This window comes from Marinirhabdus gelatinilytica (assembly GCF_003353425.1).
Lineage (GTDB): Bacteria > Bacteroidota > Bacteroidia > Flavobacteriales > Flavobacteriaceae > Marinirhabdus > Marinirhabdus gelatinilytica.
Map to the genome: position 1 here is coordinate 292,113 of NZ_QRAO01000001.1, position 22,966 is coordinate 315,078.

The following is a 22,966-nucleotide window of genomic DNA, read 5'->3' on the forward strand; positions in this document are numbered from 1 at the left end:
TATGGCCAGACAAATTAATGTAGCACTTATTGGCAACCCAAATACGGGGAAGACCTCGGTTTTTAATAGGTTGACGGGACTAAACCAGCAAGTAGGAAACTATCCGGGTATTACGGTCGAAAAAAAACAAGGAATCTGCAAACTGGACCGTGGCCTAAAGGCACATATAATAGACCTCCCCGGCACCTACAGTCTCAACGCATCTTCTCTGGACGAAAGCGTAGTGATTGAATTGCTGCTCAACAAGAACGATAAGGATTTCCCAGATGTTGCCATAGTAGTGGCCGATGTAGAAAACCTAAAACGAAACCTACTCCTTTTTACACAAATTAAGGACCTTGGGATTCCCACCATCCTTGCCATAAACATGGCGGACAGGATGAAGCGCAAGGCCATTACGGTAGATGTAGAAGCATTGGAGGAAAAGCTGGAAACAAAGGTAGTTCTGGTAAGTTCCAGAAAAAACACAGGGTTTGACGACTTAAAAAAATGGGTCGTAAATCACTCCCAACTATCTACAAAACCGTGTGTAAACGCTTCGGTGATTGCACCAGAATATTTTGGCAGATTAAAGAAAGCGTTCCCAAACCAAGATTTGTATAAGCTCTGGCTGGTTATTACCCAGGATGTAAATTTTGGAAAACTGGAACGAGGAGAAGTAAAAGGTATTGCAACATTTAAGACCGAAAGTGAAAGCAACTTAAAACGACTTCAGCAAAAAGAAACCATTGCGCGCTATCAATTTATCAACGGAGTGCTAAAGGAAACGCTTACCGTAGATACTGCCAATGCAAAGGACTTCCGGAGTAGGCTGGACCGTATCCTTACACATAAATTTTGGGGATATGTTATCTTTTTCAGCATCTTATTGCTCATTTTTCAAGTGATATTCGATTGGAGCAGTTACCCCATGGATTTCATAGACGAAACTTTTGCTAATTTGAGCGAATGGGTAAAAAACACACTCCCTCCAGGTGACTTTACCAATCTTTTGGCCGAAGGAATTATCTCGGGATTGGGCGGTATCGTGATTTTCATTCCGCAGATTGCCTTTCTTTTTCTCTTTATTGCCATACTCGAAGAAAGCGGTTATATGAGCCGGGTAGTGTTTTTAATGGATCGCATTATGCGCCGTTTTGGGTTGAGCGGGAAAAGTGTTGTCCCATTGGTCTCAGGAACTGCGTGTGCCATCCCGGCCATTATGGCTACCCGTAATATCGAAAGCTGGAAAGAACGCCTTATCACCATTTTGGTTACCCCTTTCACCACGTGTTCGGCAAGATTACCTGTTTACCTCATTATTATCGCTTTGGTGATCCCAGAAGAGCGTGTGCTGGGAATTTTCAGTTTGCAAGGGCTCACATTAATGTTTTTATATCTATTAGGATTTGGAGCTGCTATTTTTTCAGCGTGGTTGCTCAACAAGTTTTTAAAGATTAGGAGCAGAACTTTTTTTGTGGTAGAAATGCCAAACTACAAGGTGCCTATGTTCAAAAACGTCGCCATTACTGTAGTTGAGAAAACCAAATCGTTCGTATTGGGTGCCGGAAAGATAATTTTGGCTATCTCTATCATCCTTTGGGTATTGGCAAGTTACGGTCCGGGAGATTTTAACGAGGCTTCCCAACTTGTTACACAACAGAACGTTTCGAACCCGCTTACCGAAGAAGAACTGGAAACAAAAATAGCTGCTTTTAAATTGGAACACAGCTATATTGGTATCATGGGAAAAGCTATTGAGCCTGCTGTACAACCCTTGGGCTACGATTGGAAAATTGGTATTGCTATTGTAAGTTCTTTTGCGGCGCGTGAAGTGTTTGTGGGTACCCTGGCCACTATTTACAGCGTAGGTAGCGAAGAGGAAGAAACCATTAAAAACCGAATGGCCGCGGAGGTAAATCCTGTCTTGGGCACACCACGGTTCAATTTTGCCAGTGGGATTTCATTGTTATTGTTCTATGCTTTTGCCATGCAATGTATGAGTACACTTGCTGTTGTGAAAAAAGAAACCAATAGCTGGAAATGGCCCATGTGGCAATTATTCTTAATGAGTGCCATTGCGTATGTCGTGGCACTGGCAGCGTATCAATTTTTAAAGTAACTTTGTAGTATGCAAACTATTCTTGTATTAATCACTTTTGCCATTGCTTTGGGCTACTTGCTCAAAAAATTTGTATGGACTCCTGTTTTTGAAAGCCGCACAACACCACCAAACTCACTGGACGGAAATAAAGTGAAGTGTGGGAAGAAAGATTGTGGGTGTCACTAATTGGCTTTTCAACAAAGTACTTTTTACTATTCTATTTGGTTTGTACCTTAAACACCAGTTCATACGGTAAATTTACAGTTCCCGTTTCCTTGGTTGGATATGGATTAATGGCAGTTGCCGTAATGGTAGTGTTTCCTCTTTTGTAAAAGGTGTGGTTTTTGGTTTCGCCTTCCTTCAGTTCCCCAAAAATTAGTTCGCTCCTATCTACCGTCATCCCGTCTTCACTGGTCTCCAGCAAAATCTTAGCACGTCCCTGCCAAAAACAGTTGGTTCCCGTGGGACAGCGAGAATCCTCTAATACTTCCTTAAAGTGAACCATAATATCGCCTACCATTTCTTGTTCGCCCAAAGCCAATGTAATGGTACCTTCCTGTATGGTCGTTATGTTTTCAATTTGTTCTGCTTCAACAGTTTGGGTTCCGTTTTTTGGGGTGCCACAGGATGCGGCTATGAAGAAAACAAGTAAGATGGATTTGTACATACACTGAAATATTTTAGATTTTAAAGGTATAAAAAGTAATGCTACCCCCTGAACAAAAAGAAATCATCCTTCATAGGTTCAATTTTTTCGTCTTTGTTGGTAATGATGTATTCTAGGGCAAGATCTGTAAATTCCTTGCCTTTTTCAGTAAGGGAAACCACTTTATTGTCAATCTCAATCATGTTGTTTTTCAGCGCTAGGGTTACCACCGTTTTGGATCGCACCTTTTGCCAATTTATATGTTCCTGCAAGTGGTTTATGTGCCGTTCGTTTTCTTCGGTGTGGTTGTTCAAGTGCAATAGAAACGTGATGAGGGAAACTTCGGTGCGTTGTTGTTTTTGGCGATATAACACGGCGATGAGTCCCTTCCTGGGCGCAAACAAGTACACCATCAAGAACACCATACCCAACATGGTGGTGATACTCCCTGAGATGGATGCATCCAACAAATTTGCCATCCAATAGCCGGCAATGGCCGAAAACACTCCAAAAAATATAGAAAGCAGCAGCATCTTCTTTAAATCTGCTGTGAGCAGATAAGCGGTTGCGGCGGGTGCGATCATCATTGCTACCACCAAAATAGCTCCCACGGCATCAAACGCACCCACCACCGTTACAGAGCTAACGGACATAAGCCCATAATGCATGAGCATAGGCGAAATACCCAGGGCCGAGGACAGACCAATATCGAAAGTACTTACCTTTAATTCCTTATAAAAAAGTAACAACAGCGCTATAATTACTATAAAAATACTTCCCATGATCCAGAGCGATTTGGGCCCAACGTCCACGCCGCCCATTAAAAGCCTATCGAATGGCGCAAAGGCCAGTTCGCCCAGCAGCACTGCATCTACATCCAAATGGACATCGTTAGCGTTCTTGGCAATGAGAATAACCCCAATGCTGAACAACGCCGGAAATACCAACCCAATGGCAGTATCTTCTTTCACCAAACCAGTTTTTTGAATGGCCTCCACCAGTACTACCGTAATCACACCCGTACATGCTGCGAGCAAAATCAGCAAAGGGGAATTAAGGTCGTGCGTTATGAAAAAGCCCAGTACAATTCCTGGCAAGATAGAATGGCTTATGGCGTCACTAATCAACGCCATTTTCCGGAGTACCAAAAACACCCCGGGAATGGCACATGCCATGGCGACCACTGCAGCAATAAGTTGTATTTCTATTTGTGGGCTAGTCATTCGTGTCGGATTGGTTGTACAAATTTTCAGCTTTATTGAATCCTTTCTGTGTCATAGACCATTGTTGCCCAGAGAGGGTGATCCATTTTTTTTCTTCCAGTTGCTGAAGGGTCTTTTTGGTAAACCCTTGAAAATTATTTAAAATTCTGATGGCATGCGGATGTGAAATATTGTCATGGGTACTTACGATATCGTACATAAACTGAAGGGTTTTCTGAAGTTTCAGGTCACGCCTATTCTGTAAAAACCGAATTTGCTTGAACAATAATCCCCGCCCAGGTGAAAACACAAACGACACCAGCACAAATACCGAAGCTACCAATACAATGACCGGCCCCGTAGAAAGATTATTTTGGGAGGCACTGATGGCCGTTCCAAAAACCCCTGAAAATGCCCCAAAAATGGCTGCTATAAAAATCATGGTGCTCAACCTGTTGGTCCATTGTCGGGCGGCGGCGGCGGGTGCCAATAGCATAGCGCTCATAAGCACAACACCTACAGTTTGTAGTCCCAGTACTATGGCGAGGACTATAAAAAATGTAATGAGCGTATCAATAAATTTGGTGTTGAAACCAAGGGTTTTGGTATAATCTGCATCGAACAGCAAGATTTTGAACTCTTTCCAAAAAAGTAATAAAATCAATAATGAAATTCCTGTGACCACCACCATTAAAATAACATCGCTCTCAACCAACGTTGCGGCTTGTCCAAAGAGATACTTGTCCAATCCTGCTTGATTGGCGTTGGGCTGTTTTTGGATAAATGTGAGCAACAACATCCCAAACCCGAAGAACAAAGAAAGTATGAGCCCTAGTGCCGTATCGGTCTTTAAATGGGTTTTGGTGATAATGCCTCGAATCCAGAATGTGCCCAGCAATCCACTTACCAAAGCCCCCAACAACAGTGTATTGCTGTCCTTGGCTCCTGTGATTAAAAACGCTACTGCTATTCCGGGAAGTGCTGCGTGGCTAATGGCGTCGCCCAACAAACTCTGTTTCCTGAGTACCGCAAAACTCCCCAACATGCCGCAAATGGCACCCAAGACTGCCGTGCCCAGTGTGATAGTACGTAGGGTGTAATCTGTCCAAAGGAGGTTGAAGTAATCGGTAATCGTCATTGGTCTTTAGTCGTTGGTCTTTGGTGTTATTTTTTTAAATATTTTTGAAGATTTGTGGTCATTTTTGCCATTTGAGAAAGCGCCAATCAAGCTTGATTATCTTGTTGGGTTGTTATAAAATTTTGTCTTCGGGAAATAGTAGAGCAAACCACACACTCTTTAATGGAATCTTGAGCAATCTGTATATATCTATTGAACTGTGCATCCGTATCTCCTACTCCTTCAGCAATGTTAAGTCCTATTGAAATTGCAGCTCTAATATATTGAGAAGTAAGTCTAAATCTCTCATCTTTGGGAAAATGATTGGTAGTTTCATATATAGAGTCTATATAATCTAGAGCTTTTTGATATACATGTAACTCTTCAAAATTAAATTTCACTTCTTTCATATTCTAGGTTTTAAAAGCTATCATTATGTCTAAAGACCGATGACTAAAGACCAACGACTCATTTATTTACTGCTACCTTATAATTAATCCCATACGTTTTCGTCAAATTATCATCATTAAAAATTTCTTTTACGGGGCCTGTGGCTATTTTTTTAACGTTGAGGAATGTGACCCAGTCAAAATATTCTGGAACTGTCTGTAGGTCGTGATGTACCACGACTACTGTTTTGCCAGCTTTCCGAAGCTCTTTTAAAATATTGATAATGGCTATTTCGGTAGTGGCGTCTACACCCTGGAAAGGCTCGTCCATAAAGTAGATGGAAGCATTTTGTACCAAGGCTCTTGCCAAAAAGACCCGCTGTTGCTGGCCCCCGCTCAACTGACTGATCTGCCTGCTTTTGAACGCCAGCATGCCAACTTTTTCCAAAGCTTCCAGTGATGCTTTTTTCTCTTTGGTGCTAGGGCGTTTTATCCAGCCCAACTGGCCGTAAGTACCCATCATAACTACATCTAGCGCCGTGGTGGGGAAGTCCCAGTCCACACTCCCTTTTTGGGGCACGTAAGCGACCTGTTTTCGTTGTTTTTCATAGGGTTTGCCGTAGATGGAGACACTGCCCGCAATGGGGTCTAAAATGCCCAAAATTGCTTTAATCAAAGTAGATTTCCCAGCTCCGTTAGGCCCTACAATGGCCATGAGCACTCCTTCGGGTACGTGCAAATCTATATCCCACAATACGGGCTTATAGTTATAGGCTACCGTAAGGTCGTCTACTTGTATGGCATATGTTGGGTTTTGCATTGATGTATTTTTAGTCACATTAAGGTTTCGACAACTGCGTTGGGTATCTTCAAAATTACTCACGTAATTTTTCAAATAGTGCTCAACCTGACATTGTTTATTTCAGTTCGTTTATTATGGTGTTTACGTTATGCTTGAACATCCCGATATAGGTTCCTTCTTCGGTGCGTGCACTTCCTAACGCATCGCTGTATAGGGAACCTCCTATTTTTACATCTTGCCCTTTGCTCTTTACAGATTGTTGTAGGGCTTCAATAGTACGCCTTGGGACAGAACTTTCTACAAAAATTGCTTTTACGTTGTTGTCTATGATGAATTGCGAAATACGTTGCACATCTTGCACGCCCGCTTCGGTTGCGGTGGAGAGTCCCTGTAATCCCACAACTTCAAAATTGTATGCTTTCCCGAAGTAGTTAAAAGCATCGTGGGCAGTAACCAAAATTCTTTTTTCCTTCGGAAGGGTTTCAATCTTGGCTTTTACCTCAGTTTCCAGTTGTGTTAATCTCTGTATATATTCTGCTTCATTTTCAGCATATTTTGAAGCATTCTTTGGGTCTTTTTCCACTAAGGTTTCAGTAACCTCTCCAGCAAACTGTTTAAAATATTCAATGTTGAACCACACGTGCGGATCGTAGTTGCTCGCAAAATAATCTGAACCAATCAGGCCAGATTTGTCCAAACTTTCGGCCAGTGCTACTTGTGTCTTCCCTGTGCGCTCCATTTTTTCGAACACTTCCACGAGCTTTCCTTCTAGGTGAAGGCCGTTGTAAAAAATAATATCGGCCGTGTAGAGTTTGTTCACATCGCCCTCGCTGGCTTTGTAGAGATGTGGATCTACACCAGCCCCCATCAAACCGTTCACTTCCACCAAGTCGCCGCCTATGTTCTTTACAAGATCGGTAATCATTGTAGTGGTGGTTACAATGTTCAATTTTTCGTTTTCGGCAGTATCTTTTCCTTCGTTTTTACACGATAGAAGAGCACTTAAGAGTATAATGGATAACGTTGTTTTTCGTACTATTTTCATCTTTAATTTTTTTCTGAATGATTAATTAGGCACCCTGAAGCTCACCCCTGCGCTCAACAAAATATCCTGTCCTTCAGTAAAACTACTGCCCACCGTAGCATCTAACTGAGGGTTGGGTTTAAGCAAATAGGTGAGGCCTGCATCCCATAAATGGTTGGCACGGCTATCCTCGGGGAAGTCGCCATATATCTCGGCATACAATCCAAATGTGTCGGTTACTGCATAGCCGTACGCTACCGTATAGATGTAGGCTATCTCCGGTGAGTCATTGCCCCACTGTGCCCCAATGTTGTAGGAAAGGCTCGATTTTTCACTTAAGGTATTCGATAGGGAAAAGCGAAAATCGGCACCCGTAGTTTCAGGTCTATAATCGCTGCCAGCCGTAAAGGGAAGGAACAAATGCCCAATCAATCCTATTTGTGGTTTCCAACCATCTTCATCGGCAATTTCAACTTTCATTCCTGCGAGCAGTGGTGAGAAGCCGCTGAGCACATCAGGGCTTTCTTGGCCATTAAAACTGAAGCGGGTCTCCTCAAAATTCCATCCCAAACGGAGCTCGAAATTGTCCAGAATACCGTAGCGCAGCAAGGTAGTGTTGTAGCCATAGGTTTCGGTCTTAAATCCGTTTTCTTCAAACGAAGTGTAAAATCCGCCCGTTTCCACTTGCAGAAATCCTTTTGGGACAGTAAGTGGGGCCTCGGTAGCGTCTGGACGGTCCGTAACCATGGGTTCGGGCACGTTTTGTTCCTGGGAAAACGCTATTGCGCTAAGGCAAAATAATGAGATAGTGATGAGTTTTTTCATGTTAGTTGGTTTGTATATATAGGTTTTCGGCTATTTTTTGAGAGATAAAAAACTGGTCGCGCCCCACTTGAATGACCATGGAGCCATCAAAAAATTCTTTTCCCAGTACCGAAATTTTAGTCCCGATAGTAATATGCTTTTTATCCAAATATTGTAAAAATTCGCTGTTGCTTTCTTTTACGCCCACACAAACGCCCTTTTGGTTTTTGTGCAATTCTGAAAGTAACTTTTTCTCGGTGGGTTTTATGTTCCCATGTTTGTCTGGGATGGGATCGCCGTGGGGATCAAAATCTGGGAAACCGAGAAACTTATCCAATCGCGAGATAAGCTCTTCACTGTGGATATGTTCCAATTGTTCTGCAATGTCATGCACTTCGTCCCAATGAAAATTGAGTTTTTCTACCAGAAAAACCTCCCACAAACGGTGTTTTCTAATAACATTGGCAGCGGTTTTTTTTCCTTTTTCGGTAAGTGAGGTGCCTTTGTATTTAATGTATGAGAGCACCTTCTTTTCAGCCAGTTTCTGCACCATATCGGTCACTGAGGAAGGTTTGGTGTCCATTGCTTCGGCAATGGCATTGGTACTTACCGCACCTTTGTTTTTACTTTCAAGGTGGTAAATGGCTTTAAGATAGTTTTCTTCGGCTAATGAATACATACGCCAAAGGTAAAACTATTTTTTGAACTGTATAGTTTTTATTTTTAGGGATGGCTAAAATTTGGTCTGTTCTATGTGTTTTGACAGAAACACCCTTCTAAGTCTTGTGTCTTCCTATCACTCGTTCCTCGCTCGTGGGAGACAGGAAGGGGAGACTTTTCTAAAAGTTTTTATGTGTGTTTAACGCAACGGGAAACCTTTGGCGGCCCACCAGGGGTGTATTTCTATGACCAATCTACCTGCTTGTACCATAGGGTCGCTATTGGCTAGGCTATCGGCCATTTTTAAGGTAGGGACATTATAAATAGTCACGCCCCGTATTTCGCCATCGTCGCCAAATGGTCCGGAGATGTCGGCATATCCTTCGGCATACATTTTCCCCAGATGCTCTAAATGAAGTTTTTGAAGGCTATCTGCTTGGGCTTTATTTTGGCTCCGGTTGGGACCTGCTTTTAAAAAAGCCATATAGTATTGTTGCATCACTACGGTATCTCCCGAATCAGGGTCCACATAGTCAAAAATCTGGTAACCGTCCTGGGTTAGTTGGGCTTTTAGCGCCGCAACCGATTGTTCTTCATCCTCTGGGCAGGGTTCCATAATATATTCGCGATGGATCTCGGGTTTGCAGGAGAAAATTAATAATGAAATGATCACTAGGGCTAACACCCCCCTTAGTCCCCCCTCAATGGGGGAAAAACTTCTTATTTCCATAATGTGAATGGTTTTTTGGTTAATTGTGAATTGTAATATTGAACCTCGCCAGTCACCTCATCTCCCAACCAATCAGGTTTTTCAAAGGGCTCGTTTTCTTCTTTCAATTCTACTTCTGCCAGGGTAAGGCCTTTGTTGTTGCCAAAGAATTCATCTACTTCAAAAATATGGTCTTTTACGGGAATTTCGTATCGCACTTTGTCTATCTGCCCGTCTTCGCATAGGGCTAGCAATGCTTCAGCATCTTGCACGGTGATCTCACTCTCCCACTCCAAGCGAATAGTTCCGGCTGCATTGGACTTTCCCTTTACAGTTAAAAATGCTTGTTCCCCCTTGATCCTAACCCGTACCGTACGTTCGGGGTGGGTGTTTAAAAAACCTTGTACGATGCGTTTTTTTGAAACAGCTTCGGTTTTATAACTATTGTTTTTTACTAGGAATTTTCGTTCTATTTCAAGCATGTACTATTTCCTTTATTTTATCTGAAGGTATCCGCTGCTTTTCATATCCATCTTCTGCAACTCTTACCATTGCTTGTGCAATAGTGTTGGGGTAGATAATTTTATATTTCTTCGGAATCAAAAAGCTGAACGTTCCCATAAAAAACTGTGCTACCCGCTCTCCTAATCGTTTCTCATCCCTATCACCACCAATTAAGGAAGGCTGAAAAATATAGGTGTTTGAAACGCCAACAGATAACACATCCCGCTCCATCTCGCCTTTAGTTTTGTTGTAAAATGTACTGCTGTTCGGGTCTGCTCCCATGGCCGAAATTACTTCAAAAGTATCAATCCCGTTCCTTTTTGCCAGTTTTGCTGCGTTTACGGGAATACCGTAATCTATTTTTTTATAGGTTTCCTTATCGGGCGTTTTAGCCTTCGTTGTGCCTATACAACACAATACCACATCGCCCGTAAACGCTTCGGAAAATTGGTCAAATTGAAACAGGTCTCCCAAATGCTCTTCAATTTTTGGGTGGGAAATATCACTGCTACTTCGACTGAACAATTTTATGGTCGCATAGCGGTTATCATCCAATAAAAAACTAAGTAATGCTCCGCCTACTAATCCCGTGGCTCCTAAAATGATAGCTGTTTTGGGCATTGTTTTGGTTTTAAATCCCAAGTTGGGGTTTGTGTTTGATAAAGGTATTAAATTTACGCTATGGAAACCGAGCTTCCCATCCGAAAAATCATCCACGTAGATATGGACGCCTTTTATGCATCCGTAGAACAATTGGACGATCCTTCCTTGGTGGGAAAAGCCATTGCCGTGGGTGGTGGTGGCACGCGCGGGGTTGTGAGTGCCGCTAGTTACGAGGCAAGGAAGTTTGGTGTGCGGTCTGCTATGAGCGGGGCCTTGGCCAAAAAATTGTGTCCAGAGCTCATTTTTGTCCGCACCAATTTTGAACGGTACAGAGAAATTTCAGCAAAAATCAGAAAGATCTTTTTTGAATATACAGACCTCGTGGAGCCCCTCTCTCTGGATGAAGCCTATCTGGACGTGACCGAAAACAAAAAAGGGAACCCCAGTGCCACTTTAATTGCTACTGAAATCCGCCAAAAAATAAAGGAACGAACGGGATTGAACGCTTCGGCAGGAATTAGCATCAACAAGTTTATTGCAAAGGTGGCGAGCGATATTAACAAACCCAACGGACAAAAAACCGTACCACCAGAGGAGGTCTTGGACTTTTTGGAACAACTGGACATCAAGAAATTTTATGGGGTGGGAAAAGTAATGAAGGAAAAAATGTACCGCCACGGTATTTACACGGGAGCCGATCTCAAGAAAAAAAGCTTTGAGTACCTGCAAGAAAACTTCGGAAAGAGTGGTTCTTATTATTACAATATTGTTCGGGGCATTCATAACAGCACAGTAAAGCCGGAGCGAACCCGTAAATCGTTGGCTGCCGAGAGAACCTTTAGCGAGAACATATCCTCTGAAATTTTTATGCTCGAAAAGCTGGAGAACATTGCCGAAGAAGTAGCCAAACGCCTAAAAAAAAGCAAGGTCGCCGGCCGTACCATTACCCTAAAGATAAAGTACCGGGATTTTACATTACAAACCCGAAGCAAGACGCTTCCGCTATACATCGCATCTAAAGAATTGATCCTGGACAACGTTAAAGATTTGTTATTGCAAGACGAAATGAAGGATTCGGTGCGTTTATTAGGTATAAGCATGAGTAATCTGAACAACGAAAAAGGAAAGAAAAAGGAAGAGATTCCTGAAAAAACCATTGATGTCCAACTAAAACTAGAATTCTGATATATGTGAGAAACTACTTTTTTGAATCTAAATATTAATCTTAAAACCCTTTCAATTATGAAAAAAGTAGCAATCACCGTAATCGCCCTTACCATTGCAACCGTATTTACGGCTTGCAAGAATGAGAACACCGAAACTGAAACCGAAACCACGACCCAAGATCTGGCCGTTGCAGACACTACCCCCGTATCCGAAACAGCTTACCTCTATGTGACCGCACCCAGCGGACTTACCCTTCGGGAATTTGACAATCTGAACAGCGACAAGCTCGCCGTCATGCCCTACGGAACAAAACTGAAAGTGCTCACCCCTGAAAAGGATAATACCATGACCGTTGGCGGTATTGCAGGCGGGATGCACCAAGTAGAGTACAATAATAAAACGGGCTTTGCTTTTAACGGTTTCCTCTCTAGGTTTTTTCCGCCCGAAAGAAACACCAATGCCAAGATGTACGTTGAAGATCTAAAAGCTACATTCCCAAATGCCTCGTATGCTGAAACAACTGGCGGCACAGCAAGTAATCCTTCCAATACCGAAACGGTACTGTTACCAACAGACCAGTGGCATGAAGCCTTTTACATAGCGCAAAAATTGTACGACATCCCTATGGCCTTCAACTTTCCGAATCCAAGAGGAAAAAATGAAGAAACCCTACACAACCCAAACAAACCAGAACAGTTATGGGAAAGCCTACTACAGATTGAAAGAAAAGACCATCAACTCCAAAAGATAACCTACTCCCAAGCTGCCGAAGGATACGGAAGCGGAGTCACCATCACCCAAGAAGGTGAGTTGATGAAGATTGAATACAGGACTGTGGCGGATTAAAAAAGGGCCAAATACGAAGAGTTTATTTTTGAAAGAGACCTTTCAGTTTTTAAATTCCTGAAAGGTCTCGAATATTTACTTCACCTGGCTCACCCGTAAGGTATTCACCATCCCTTTATCAACAATGGGCATTGCGGCTAAATTGATCAAGTAGTCTCCTTTTTCTACAAAACCGCGCTGGTGGGCTATGTTGTTTACGTCGTCCACGGTTTCGTCTGTACTTACAAATTTATCGTAATAGAACGATTTTACGCCCCAGAGCAAATTGAGTCTCGATAAGATTCTTCGGTTACTGGTATACACCAAGATATGTGCATCGGGCCTCCAAGCTGAAATCTGGAAAGCGGTGTAGCCACTGTTGGTGAGTGTGCAGATTGCCTTTGCCGAAATTTCATTTGCCATGGTAGCTGCGTGATAACAAACCGATTTGGTGATGTAGCGGTTGGTACGAATGTGTGGTGGCTCATGCGGAACCGTAATTAAGCTTGAGTTTTCTACACTCTTGCAAATCTTTGTCATGGTCTTTATTACATCTACCGGGTAACTCCCTACCGAAGTTTCACCAGAGAGCATCACGGCGTCTGCACCGTCCATGACGCTATTGGCCACATCATTCACCTCGGCTCTTGTAGGGGTTAGGGAGGTGATCATGGTTTCCATCATTTGTGTGGCAATGATAACTGGGATTCTAGCTCTTTTGGCCGTAAGCACCAATTCTTTTTGAATGAGAGGTACTTCCTGTGCCGGCACCTCTACACCCAGGTCGCCACGGGCTACCATTAAACCATCGCAATAGGCAACAATTTTATCTATGTTCTCTACAGCTTCTGGTTTTTCAATTTTTGCGATGATGGGTATTTTGTATTCACTATGGGCTTCGATGAGGGCTTGCAGCTCCTTAAGGTCATCGGCGTGGCGCACAAAAGAGAGTGCTATCCAGTCTACCTCTTGGCTTATGGCAAAAATTGCGTCTTCTTTATCTTTTTTGGTAAGTGCAGGCAAAGAAATATTGGTGTTGGGCAGGTTTACCCCTTTTTTAGAGCGTAAAGGGCCCCCTTGAACAACCTCGGCAGTTACTTCATCTTTCTTATTGGTTTCCAGAACTTTAAAAATTAATTTTCCATCATCCAAAAGGATACGTTCACCAACGTTAACATCTTTAGGAAAGTTGTCATAATTCATATACACCTTTTTGGAGGTGCCCTCAAATTCCTTTCCTGTGCAAAATTTTATAATATCCCCTGGCTGGACTACAGCTTCTTCACTCATCATCCCTACGCGCAATTTTGGTCCCTGTAAGTCTGCCAGTATTGCTGTGGTGGTATTCATTTCTTCTCCCAAAGTACGAATCATCTTAATACGCTCTTTTACATCCTCATAGTTGGCGTGCGAAAAATTGATCCTGAACACATCAACACCTTCGGCGATCATAGCTTTTAAGGTTTCTTTTTTTGAAGTTGCTGGGCCTAGGGTGGCCACTATTTTTGTCCTCTTTTGTTTCGGCATTAGTCAAATATTAAATTTTCTCTCGATTTTACTTCGGAAACATCAACTATAAAAGCTGAAATTACCTGGTCTATTTCATTTAATTGCATCAACAACTTTTTTAAGGGGGTTGTCTCGTATTCTGAAGTGATTTTCAGAAAATAGTCTACTTTTTTAAACTCAGCAAGTAGGTATTTGGTCATGATCTCTTCTTGAGCCTGTTCTCCAAACAACCCCCCTGTGGCAACTGTATGCGCTGCAACTGTCTTGCACTTATTGGCCACAAGGTGATAGGTGGTGTACTGCTTTTGGTCCTCAAAATCGAACAACGGAAAGGTTATCGCCAGCCCTTCTTTTGAAAAGTCCAAATCCCTTCTCCTGCGGTGCAAGTGCAGTTGTACATTTTTATTGAGCAAATAGGCCATTTTATAAGCTTCCTCGCTACAATGTATGGCGATAAGGGAGAACTCGTCGTCCAGCTCGTCGTCCAAAATAAGTTTATGGTGGGCCATAACGCAATTAGCTTACACGTTTAAAGATATCGAATTCCAAAACTCGTTGTCCAACTTATTCTGAAATGCAAAAACACTAAAATAGTGAACCTTTATGGAATGAATGTGAAGATTAGTTTAAATCTTTTTCTATAGCTACTTGTAGTTTGTAATAGGCTCTTTTTGAAGCGCGCTCCTCGGCCTTTTTCTTTGAGGTTGCCCTTGCCTTTGCAACAACTGTATTTTCTAACTGGAGTTTTACGGCAAAGTGCTTTAGATCGTCTTTCCCTGTATCGTCGTACACCACATATTTGAAGGATTTCTTGTTCTTTTGGCACCATTCGATAAAAAGACTTTTATAGCTAATGATTTTTCCTTCGAGCCGCTCAATATCTACATAAGGTTTTATGACCCGTTTACGTATAAACTTTTCGCAGTACTTAAACCCACGATCCAGGTAGATGGCACCCACCAATGCTTCAAAGATGTTTCCGTGTATGTTACCACCAAACTGCTTGGTAGGAATATTTGTCTTTAGGAGCTTAATGAGCTGTAGATCGCGCCCCAATTCGTTTAAATGTTCCCTACTTACCACTTTAGAGCGCATCTTGGTGAGATACCCCTCGTCTCCACTAGGTACTTCGTTGAATAAATGTGCAGCAATTACCGAACCCAGCATGGCATCGCCCAAAAACTCTAGACGCTCATAGTTTTGTGGGATGCCTTGTTTGTTTTTTTCATTTAGCGAGCGATGGGTAAACGCTTCTTCGTAAATGGTGATATTCTTGGGCTTAAATCCCAAAATCCTTTTTATGGTATTAAAAAATTCCCCTTCTTGTCCAGAACGGGAATTGAATATTTTTGGTACTAACGCCATAGAAAAGGGTTAAGCATCCAATTTCTTAAAGAGGATGCAGGCATTGTGCCCGCCAAAACCAAAGGTATTGCTCATAGCAACCTTGATATCACGTTTCTCGGTTTTGTTCAGGGTAAGATTTAAAGAGGAGTCTATATTTTCATCTACCGTGGTATGGTTAATGGTGGGAGGAACATAGCCGTTTTCCATTGCCAATATAGAAGCGATGGCCTCAATGGCTCCAGCAGCTCCCAATAAATGTCCTGTCATGGACTTGGTAGAATTAATATTGATATTTTTTGCATGTTCACCAAAAACCTTGGTGATCGCTTTCAGTTCGGCTACATCACCCAGAGGGGTGGAAGTGCCGTGTGTATTAATGTGGTCCACTTGGTTGGGGCTCATTCCCGCATCACGCAGGCAATTGAGCATAACACGTTCTACGCCTATCCCATCGGGATGTGGAGCAGTCATGTGGTGAGCGTCGCTGGACATCCCGCCACCTACTACTTCGGCATAAATTTTTGCGCCACGTGCCTTGGCGTGTTCGTATTCTTCCAAGATCAATGCTCCGGCACCTTCGCCCAACACAAACCCGTCTCGGGTAGCATCGAACGGTCTTGAGGCAGTCTCAGGAGAATCGTTTCGGGTAGATAGTGCGTGCATGGCATTAAAACCTCCCATACCCGCAATGGTCACGGCGGCCTCGCTTCCTCCTGTAACTATCACATCGCAATGTCCTAAACGTATATAGTTTAGGGCATCTATCATAGCGTTTGCAGAAGAAGCACAGGCAGAGACCGTTGTATAGTTGGGTCCCATAAAACCGTGCTTTATAGAGATATTACCCGGGGCAATATCGGCTATCATCTTAGGAATAAAGAAGGGGTTGAAACGTGGCGTTCCATCCCCTTCTGCATAGTTGATGACTTCATTCTGGAAGGTCTCCAACCCGCCTATTCCTGCTCCCCAGATTACCCCAACACGAAATTTATCTACTTCGTCCAAGTTAATGCCGGCATCGGTAATGGCTTGGTCGCTCGAAACAAGGGCATACTGGGCAAAACGGTCCAGTTTGCGTGCTTCTTTCCTGTCAAAATGGTCTTGTGGTTCGTAATTTTTGAGTTCGCAAGCGAATTTTGTCTTGAACTTTTCGGTATCAAAATAGGTTATAGGGGCGCATCCGCTTTTTCCATTCTTAAGACCATCCCAGTATTCTGAAATAGTGTTGCCAATGGGTGTAAGGGCTCCTAGACCGGTAACTACAACTCGCTTTAACTCCATATAAAAGGTAGTTTATTTAGCTTCCTCTATGTATGAAATTGCTTGACCAACGGTAGCAATGTTCTCTGCTTGATCGTCTGGGATCTGGATATCAAATTCCTTTTCGAATTCCATGATAAGCTCAACGGTGTCAAGGCTGTCTGCCCCTAGGTCGTTCGTGAAGCTTGCTTCGTTTACAACTTCGTTTTCGTCTACGCCTAATTTGTCTACAATGATTGCTTTAACTCTTGATGCAATGTCTGACATAATGTTCTGTTTTAAAATTTAATTAAGTGGCAAAAATAAAATATTTTAATTGAAAAAGCCATTAATAGCTTAAAATGTGCTTACCAATGTAGTAATTTTTTGGGCGAAGTAAAACCCTATTGCCTACTTTTGTGAATTATTTAATGAATACTTCAGTGAAAACCAGGTCACCAAAGAAAGAGAGAAGAATTATAATTTTTGCTTCGGGCAGCGGTACCAACGCCCAAAATATTATTCAATACTTTCAGCAATCCAAGGTTGCCGAGGTTGTTCACGTGCTCAGTAACAACAAGAGTGCCAAAGTATTAGATCGCGCCAAAACCCTTGGTGTAAAAAGATCCAGCTTCACTAGAAACGAATTGATTTCAGAAGAAGGGGTGCTTCAAATTTTAAAGAAGGAACAACCCGATCTCATTGTACTGGCGGGATTCTTGTTGAAATTTCCTGAAATCATCCTAAAGGAGTTTCAGCATAAAGTAATAAATGTACACCCGGCATTACTACCCAAATTTGGTGGAAAAGGGATGTACGGTCACCATGTACACAAGGCCGTTGTAGCAAATGAGGAAAGTGAAACGGGCATTTCCATACATTATGTAAATGAAAATTATGACGAGGGTGCGATCATACTTCAGAAAAAAACAATAATAGCCCCCAGCGATACAGCTGAAACTGTTGCAAAAAAAGTACAATTACTGGAGTATGAATGGTTGCCTAAGGTAATTGAAGAGTTGTTGTCCTCCCCAAACCCCTCCGACGAAGGGGCCTTATCCCTATAATATGAGCAAAAAACAAAAATTCTATGTAGTATGGTATGGCAATCCCGCCGGGATATTTGGTAGCTGGAAAGAGTGCCAATTATCTATTAGAGGAGTGAGCGGGGCGCAGTACAAATCGTTCCCCACCTTTGCAGAAGCCAAAAAGGCCTACAATAAAGAATATGCAGATTATAAGGGTAAGAACACCAAAAAGAAAACCCTCACTAAAGAACAGTTGGCAAAAATTGGCGAACCCAACCTATATAGCATTGCCGTAGATGCAGCATCCAGCGGTAATCCTGGCAAGATGGAATACCGTGGGGTAGATACACAGACCCACAAGCAGTTGTTTCATCAAGGTCCTTTCCAGCAAGGCACCAATAATATTGGTGAGTTTTTAGCGCTTGTTCATGGCATTGCCTACTTAAAACAGCAAAAAAGTGATCGTATACTCTATACAGATTCCCGTATAGCCATGGGCTGGGTACGTAAGAAAAAATGTAATACCAAGCTCAAGAAGACCCAAAAAAATGCAAAACTGTTCGAGCTGGTGGCACGGGCAGAGCACTGGTTAAAAACCAACAGCTACCAAACTAAAATTGTGAAATGGGAGACCAAGGCCTGGGGAGAAATTCCCGCTGATTTTGGGAGGAAGTAATTTAGTTATTATCTACCCGCCACTTTATATCCAGTTTTATAACCAAGTCGTCAATATCGTTCACCGCGTTATCTATCGCAAAGCTCAACATATCACCAGCATTGAAATCTAGATTATAGCTTGAGTTCCTATATTGTAGCGTAAATGGGTTTAGTACAAAAACACCATCAAGTTCTGGAAGTAAATTGTTATTGGCAACTGCAACGCCATTTTTAAACAGGGTAATTTCTCTTTGGTTATCATCATCCGTCGCGCTTATGGTAATGCCCACGATAGTCCCATCAAAAGGCATTCTAGGACCATTTTGCAAGTCACCACCACCAAATTCTATCTCGGCTGGGTCTGATCCAGCGCCCAAGCGCCCGTATTCCAAAGTTGTATTTTCAACGCTCAACCATTTGTCACGTGCTGCATCAAAAAGGAAAAGTTTATTATCTATCACTGCCATCTGGCCAGTGTTTCTTCCGGAGGGGTTTGTTTGGGGCACCAATTCTAATGCAGCGATACCGTCGGTTTCTGTTTTTATCTCAAGCATTGCCGTTGGCTCGGTAGTCCCTATGCCCATTTGCGCCATAAGGCTTAATGGCAAGAAAGACAGTATGTATATAAGTTTTTTCATCTTTACTGTTTTTGAAAAGTTTATTGTCTCCATTTCGACCATATTACCATAGACACGTCCTTAACCGATCCTGTAGTATCGTCATCTACTTTTACCAAAAAATAGTCTCCGGCTGAAAAATCGATATTGAGGTCTGTGAGCAACAACCTTCCGTCTACCAAATTGTAGTTGTGCGTTTGTATAAGGTTTCTTAAACTGTTATAAACCTCAAGTGTAATTCCCTTGGTTAGACTTCCTCCTGAAGAGTTTATCGCCGCATACACAACAGTTCCATTATAGGGCATATTAGGCCCATTATTCTGTATATCGCCTGCATATTCCAGATTTTTGTTGTTTAGATCCCCTTCAAGACCAAAGGTTACCGTGGAAGATTCTACAGTCAACCATTTGCTTCTAGTAGCATCAAAAAGATACAATCTATCGCCAATGACCGAAATTTGTCCTGCGGCTGAACCTACCGGTGTAGTTTGTGGGTTTAATTGTAAGGTGGGCAAACCAGATGCTGTTGAATTAACCTCTAGTTCTGCTGAAGGATTTGTTGTGCCAATTCCTACTTGTGCGAAAGTTAAAAAACCACATAAAAATGTAGCGTAAAATAGTAGTTGTTTCATAATCAATAATTTGGGGTGCTTCAAAACTATAGATAAAAGAAATAAGTGCCATTGTAGCTTAACGAGTTTATGCTGTATTTTATCGAAAAAATCGTCTATTTTTTAAATTTTGTAGGAAATCAACGTCAACTTTGAAGCTCCAACACGATAAAGCAATTTATTTTTTCGGCCAAATGTTGACACAAATCTGATTAAGATTAGAGACAATTTAAAGCAAATGATTTAACACTTCTATTTTAAGAAGAGTGCTCTCATAAATAGTTATGTCTTTTAGGAAGATTCCCCGTATATTTGCACCTTCATTTCAAATACTGCTATGAGTAAACTTGTAATCGTTGGAACCGTTGCCTTTGATGCCATTGAAACCCCCTTTGGAAAAACAGACAAGATATTGGGTGGAGCCGCAACATACATAGGTTTGGCCGCCTCCCAGTTTAATACTGATGGCGCTATAGTCTCGGTAGTAGGGGGAGATTTCCCCAAGGAAGACATCGATATGCTGAAAGATAAAGGGATGAGTGTAGCGGGTCTAGAGATTGTAGAAGACGGAAAAACCTTTTTCTGGAGCGGTCGCTACCATAACGATATGAACAGCCGCGACACCCTGGCCACAGAGTTGAACGTGCTCGAATCCTTCTCTCCCGTTGTTCCAGAAAGCTATAAAGATGCAGAGGTAGTAATGCTGGGCAACCTCCACCCTATGGTACAAATGAGCGTAGTAGAACAAATGGAGGATCCAAAATTGATCGTACTGGATACGATGAACTTTTGGATGGACGTTGCCATGGACGATCTAAAAAAGGTTATTGAAAAAGTAGATGTAATAACTATAAACGACGAAGAAGCAAGACAGCTTTCTGGAGAATATTCCTTGGTAAATGCTGCCAAGGAGATTTTTACCATGGGCCCAAAGTATGTGGTGATTAAAAAAGGAGAGCACGGCGCCCTTATTTTTCACAAGGACAATATGTTCTTCGCACCCGCACTACCACTTGCCGAAGTTTTTGACCCCACAGGAGCCGGAGACACATTTGCAGGAGGTTTCACAGGCTACCTTGCAAAAACAGGCGATTACAGCTTTGAGAATATGAAACGAGCCATAATACACGGGTCATGCCTCGCATCTTTTTGTGTGGAGAAATTTGGCACAGAACGTATGCAGAACTTAAATAGGGACGAAGTGAACAAGCGCTTGCACCAGTTTAAGAGCCTAACACAATACGATATAGAATTAACATAACAACACGCCCTGAACTTTCGGGGCGTTTTTGACTTTACTACTAATGAGTGACGCTTTAAAACACGAATGTGGGATTGCCCTGGTGCGATTGTTAAAACCGCTGGAGTACTACAAAGAAAAATATGGTACAGCCTTTTACGGGGTTAACAAGATGTACCTCATGATGGAAAAGCAGCACAACCGGGGGCAGGATGGAGCTGGATTTGCAAGTATAAAACTGGATGTTCAACCTGGGGACAGGTACATAAGCCGTATACGCAGTAACAAGGCACAGCCCATACAGGACATCTTTGGGCAAATAAACAATCGCATTAACGAAGAGTTTAAAACCAAACCAGGTCTCAAGGACGATGTACGACTACAAAAACGCCACATCCCATATATAGGCGAGTTGTTTTTGGGCCACGTGCGCTATGGCACGTTTGGCGGCAATAGTGTAGAGACCGTGCACCCGTTTCTTCGAACCAACAACTGGATGCACCGTAACCTCATCATTGCCGGTAACTTTAACATGACCAATACTACCGAGCTGTTCGAAAACCTTATACAGCTAGGAATGCACCCCAAGGAAAAAGCCGATACCATTACCGTTATGGAAAAGATTGGGCATTTCTTGGACGATGCCGTTCGTAAACTCTACAAAAAAGCAAAGGCCAAGGGATTGACCAAGATTGAGGCCTCCCCATTTATTGTTGAAAATTTAAAGTTGGGGAAAATCCTTAGAAAATCCGCCAAGAACTGGGACGGTGGTTATGCCATGGCAGGACTATTGGGCCACGGTGATGCATTTGTTTTAAGAGATCCCGCAGGAATTCGCCCCGCATACTATTATAAGGACGACGAGGTACTAGTAGTGGCCAGCGAGCGCCCTGTAATACAAACGGTCTTTAACGTTCCTTTTGAAAGCGTACGGGAAATTGAGCCCGGTCACGCATTGTTAATGAAGAAGAACGGCACGATGAAAATGGAACAAATCCTGGAGCCACTGGAGCGCAAATCGTGTTCGTTTGAACGTATCTATTTTTCCCGTGGAAGTGATGCCGAAATTTATCAAGAACGAAAAGAACTGGGAAGATTAATAATGCCGAAGGTGCTGGAAAACATAAATTACGATACCGAAAACACCGTGTTCTCGTTCATACCCAATACAGCCGAAACATCCTTCTACGGAATGTTGGACGCTGCCCAAAATGAGCTGAACAAGCAAAAAAATGAAGCTATCCTTGAAGAAGCAGACAAGCTTACCGAAGAACGTTTGCTGCAAATTCAATCACACAAGATACGTACCGAGAAGATAGCCATTAAAGACGTAAAGCTAAGGACCTTTATAACGGACGATAGCTCACGGGACGATCTCGTAGCCCACGTTTATGACGTCACCTATGGCGTTGTGAAACCAAATGACAACTTGGTTATCATTGACGATAGCATTGTTCGCGGCACAACACTTAAAAAGAGTATCCTTAAAATGCTAGATCGCTTACAGCCCAAGCAGATTGTAGTGGTGTCTTCCGCCCCTCAAATACGGTATCCAGACTGCTACGGAATTGATATGGCAAGGCTGGAACATCTTGTAGCTTTCAACGCAGCACTGGAACTACACAAAGAACGTGGCACAGCAACTATTATTGAAGAAATTTACGAGAAGTGTAAAAAGCAGGTGCAACTAAATGATACAGAGGTTGTGAACCACGTAAAAGAACTCTATGCTCCTTTTACAGACGAAGAACTATCAGATAAGATCGCCGAGATTATTTCAGAAGAAAGCATCAATGCAAAGGTGAAGTTGATTTTCCAATCGGTTGACGATTTGCACAAGGCCTGTCCAAAAAACTTGGGTGATTGGTATTTCACAGGTAACTATCCTACTCCCGGTGGTAACCGTGTAGTAAATAAAGCCTATATAAACTTTTTTGAGGGCAACCCAGAACGCGCCTATTAAATGTTAAAAATATATCACAAGATGCATTTTAACGAATTTTGTTTCCACTTGGTCTAAAAGTAGGAAAAGTCTTAACGCTAGGTTGAAAATAAAATCTATATTTGACTAATACCATAGCATAAGTAGGTTAAGTTCATGGTAGATTTGGGGCAAAAAAGGTGAACGCTAGTTTACCTTTTTTTTTGTTCCAAATCCAAATTGGGGTGGCGAGCAGTGATGA

Annotated in this window: 26 protein-coding genes; 8 read left to right on the top strand and 18 right to left on the bottom strand. The window is 42.4% G+C overall.

The window, feature by feature from the left end:
• Nucleotide 1 precedes the first annotated feature (1 nt).
• Both feoB and C8D94_RS15220 read left to right on the top strand, forming a co-directional pair.
• The gene (gene feoB / locus C8D94_RS01265) at nucleotides 2-2,101 is read left to right on the top strand and encodes a ferrous iron transport protein B (protein WP_115122097.1); all 2,100 of its coding nucleotides are present in this window, start codon (nucleotides 2-4) and stop codon (nucleotides 2,099-2,101) included.
• Between the two features lie 9 nt (nucleotides 2,102-2,110).
• Entirely contained in the window at nucleotides 2,111-2,269 is a 159-nt protein-coding gene (locus C8D94_RS15220; protein WP_170134699.1) for a hypothetical protein, read from the top strand.
• Between the two features lie 31 nt (nucleotides 2,270-2,300).
• Here the strand turns inward: C8D94_RS15220 and C8D94_RS01270 are convergent, their stop codons facing one another.
• The 11 genes from C8D94_RS01270 to C8D94_RS01320 all read right to left on the bottom strand — a co-directional run bounded on the left by C8D94_RS01270 (nucleotide 2,301) and on the right by C8D94_RS01320 (nucleotide 10,561).
• The gene (locus C8D94_RS01270) at nucleotides 2,301-2,750 is read right to left on the bottom strand and encodes a hypothetical protein (protein ID WP_115122098.1); all 450 of its coding nucleotides are present in this window, start codon (nucleotides 2,748-2,750) and stop codon (nucleotides 2,301-2,303) included.
• 41 nt (nucleotides 2,751-2,791) lie between these two features.
• Nucleotides 2,792-3,952 carry a metal ABC transporter permease gene (locus C8D94_RS01275; RefSeq protein ID WP_115122099.1) on the bottom strand — a complete coding sequence of 387 codons (1,161 nt, stop codon included), beginning with the start codon at nucleotides 3,950-3,952 and terminating at the stop codon, nucleotides 2,792-2,794.
• Complete coding sequence (locus C8D94_RS01280) at nucleotides 3,945-5,069, bottom strand: metal ABC transporter permease (protein WP_115122100.1); 1,125 nt, start codon at nucleotides 5,067-5,069, stop codon at nucleotides 3,945-3,947. Before C8D94_RS01280 ends, C8D94_RS01275 begins: the two co-directional genes overlap by 8 nt.
• A gap of 86 nt (nucleotides 5,070-5,155) precedes the next feature.
• Nucleotides 5,156-5,458, bottom strand: a complete 303-nt coding sequence (locus C8D94_RS01285; RefSeq protein WP_115122101.1) for a four helix bundle protein — start codon at nucleotides 5,456-5,458, stop codon at nucleotides 5,156-5,158.
• A 58-nt stretch (nucleotides 5,459-5,516) separates the two neighbouring features.
• Nucleotides 5,517-6,257, bottom strand: coding sequence for a metal ABC transporter ATP-binding protein (locus tag C8D94_RS01290; RefSeq protein WP_115122102.1), 741 nt, complete (start codon nucleotides 6,255-6,257; stop codon nucleotides 5,517-5,519).
• 97 nt (nucleotides 6,258-6,354) lie between these two features.
• Nucleotides 6,355-7,284 (bottom strand): metal ABC transporter solute-binding protein, Zn/Mn family, encoded by a 930-nt coding sequence (locus C8D94_RS01295; RefSeq protein ID WP_115122103.1) that lies wholly within the window; start codon nucleotides 7,282-7,284, stop codon nucleotides 6,355-6,357.
• Between the two features lie 21 nt (nucleotides 7,285-7,305).
• Nucleotides 7,306-8,088, bottom strand: a complete 783-nt coding sequence (locus tag C8D94_RS01300; RefSeq protein WP_115122104.1) for a transporter — start codon at nucleotides 8,086-8,088, stop codon at nucleotides 7,306-7,308.
• Nucleotide 8,089: 1 nt separating this feature from the next.
• Nucleotides 8,090-8,746, bottom strand: a complete 657-nt coding sequence (locus C8D94_RS01305; RefSeq protein ID WP_115122105.1) for a metal-dependent transcriptional regulator — start codon at nucleotides 8,744-8,746, stop codon at nucleotides 8,090-8,092.
• A gap of 180 nt (nucleotides 8,747-8,926) precedes the next feature.
• Nucleotides 8,927-9,343 (bottom strand): YciI family protein, encoded by a 417-nt coding sequence (locus C8D94_RS01310; protein ID WP_394340205.1) that lies wholly within the window; start codon nucleotides 9,341-9,343, stop codon nucleotides 8,927-8,929.
• A gap of 104 nt (nucleotides 9,344-9,447) precedes the next feature.
• Nucleotides 9,448-9,918: a CYTH domain-containing protein gene (locus C8D94_RS01315; protein WP_115122107.1), complete on the bottom strand. Its 471-nt coding sequence runs from the start codon at nucleotides 9,916-9,918 to the stop codon at nucleotides 9,448-9,450.
• Nucleotides 9,911-10,561 carry an NAD(P)H-binding protein gene (locus C8D94_RS01320; RefSeq protein WP_115122981.1) on the bottom strand — a complete coding sequence of 217 codons (651 nt, stop codon included), beginning with the start codon at nucleotides 10,559-10,561 and terminating at the stop codon, nucleotides 9,911-9,913. Before C8D94_RS01320 ends, C8D94_RS01315 begins: the two co-directional genes overlap by 8 nt.
• Before the next feature lie 60 nt (nucleotides 10,562-10,621).
• Here C8D94_RS01320 and dinB point away from each other — a divergent pair, with 60 nt between their 5' ends.
• Nucleotides 10,622-11,728: a DNA polymerase IV gene (gene dinB / locus C8D94_RS01325; RefSeq protein WP_115122108.1), complete on the top strand. Its 1,107-nt coding sequence runs from the start codon at nucleotides 10,622-10,624 to the stop codon at nucleotides 11,726-11,728.
• Nucleotides 11,729-11,785: 57 nt separating this feature from the next.
• Nucleotides 11,786-12,556, top strand: coding sequence for an SH3 domain-containing protein (locus C8D94_RS01330; RefSeq protein ID WP_115122109.1), 771 nt, complete (start codon nucleotides 11,786-11,788; stop codon nucleotides 12,554-12,556).
• Nucleotides 12,557-12,631: 75 nt separating this feature from the next.
• On the opposite strand, the gene pyk is transcribed toward C8D94_RS01330, so the two are convergent.
• From pyk to C8D94_RS01355, 5 genes are all read right to left on the bottom strand, one after another.
• Nucleotides 12,632-14,062 (bottom strand): pyruvate kinase, encoded by a 1,431-nt coding sequence (gene pyk, locus C8D94_RS01335; RefSeq protein ID WP_115122110.1) that lies wholly within the window; start codon nucleotides 14,060-14,062, stop codon nucleotides 12,632-12,634.
• Nucleotides 14,062-14,553 carry an IPExxxVDY family protein gene (locus tag C8D94_RS01340; protein ID WP_115122111.1) on the bottom strand — a complete coding sequence of 164 codons (492 nt, stop codon included), beginning with the start codon at nucleotides 14,551-14,553 and terminating at the stop codon, nucleotides 14,062-14,064. The genes pyk and C8D94_RS01340 overlap by 1 nt, the downstream gene beginning before the upstream one ends.
• 112 nt (nucleotides 14,554-14,665) lie before the next feature.
• Complete coding sequence (gene rnc / locus C8D94_RS01345) at nucleotides 14,666-15,409, bottom strand: ribonuclease III (RefSeq protein WP_115122112.1); 744 nt, start codon at nucleotides 15,407-15,409, stop codon at nucleotides 14,666-14,668.
• Nucleotides 15,410-15,418: 9 nt separating this feature from the next.
• Nucleotides 15,419-16,672, bottom strand: coding sequence for a beta-ketoacyl-ACP synthase II (gene fabF / locus C8D94_RS01350; RefSeq protein ID WP_115122113.1), 1,254 nt, complete (start codon nucleotides 16,670-16,672; stop codon nucleotides 15,419-15,421).
• A gap of 12 nt (nucleotides 16,673-16,684) precedes the next feature.
• Nucleotides 16,685-16,918 (bottom strand): acyl carrier protein, encoded by a 234-nt coding sequence (locus C8D94_RS01355; RefSeq protein ID WP_034259990.1) that lies wholly within the window; start codon nucleotides 16,916-16,918, stop codon nucleotides 16,685-16,687.
• A 143-nt stretch (nucleotides 16,919-17,061) separates the two neighbouring features.
• Here C8D94_RS01355 and purN point away from each other — a divergent pair, with 143 nt between their 5' ends.
• Together purN and C8D94_RS01365 are read left to right on the top strand one after the other, a co-directional pair.
• Nucleotides 17,062-17,697 (top strand): phosphoribosylglycinamide formyltransferase, encoded by a 636-nt coding sequence (purN, locus tag C8D94_RS01360; protein ID WP_115122114.1) that lies wholly within the window; start codon nucleotides 17,062-17,064, stop codon nucleotides 17,695-17,697.
• A 1-nt stretch (nucleotide 17,698) separates the two neighbouring features.
• Complete coding sequence (locus C8D94_RS01365) at nucleotides 17,699-18,334, top strand: ribonuclease H1 domain-containing protein (protein ID WP_115122115.1); 636 nt, start codon at nucleotides 17,699-17,701, stop codon at nucleotides 18,332-18,334.
• Nucleotide 18,335: 1 nt separating this feature from the next.
• Here C8D94_RS01365 and C8D94_RS01370 read toward each other — a convergent pair whose 3' ends face one another.
• On the bottom strand, nucleotides 18,336-18,953 hold the full coding sequence (locus tag C8D94_RS01370; protein WP_115122116.1) for a hypothetical protein: 618 nt from the start codon (nucleotides 18,951-18,953) through the stop codon (nucleotides 18,336-18,338).
• A gap of 20 nt (nucleotides 18,954-18,973) precedes the next feature.
• Complete coding sequence (locus C8D94_RS01375) at nucleotides 18,974-19,564, bottom strand: hypothetical protein (RefSeq protein ID WP_115122117.1); 591 nt, start codon at nucleotides 19,562-19,564, stop codon at nucleotides 18,974-18,976.
• Between the two features lie 316 nt (nucleotides 19,565-19,880).
• Between C8D94_RS01375 and C8D94_RS01380 the strand changes: the two genes are divergently transcribed.
• A complete protein-coding gene (locus C8D94_RS01380; protein ID WP_115122118.1) occupies nucleotides 19,881-20,804 on the top strand; it encodes a PfkB family carbohydrate kinase in 924 nt (307 codons plus the stop codon).
• A 43-nt stretch (nucleotides 20,805-20,847) separates the two neighbouring features.
• On the top strand, nucleotides 20,848-22,746 hold the full coding sequence (locus tag C8D94_RS01385) for an amidophosphoribosyltransferase (RefSeq protein WP_115122119.1): 1,899 nt from the start codon (nucleotides 20,848-20,850) through the stop codon (nucleotides 22,744-22,746).
• Nucleotides 22,747-22,966 lie beyond the last annotated feature (220 nt).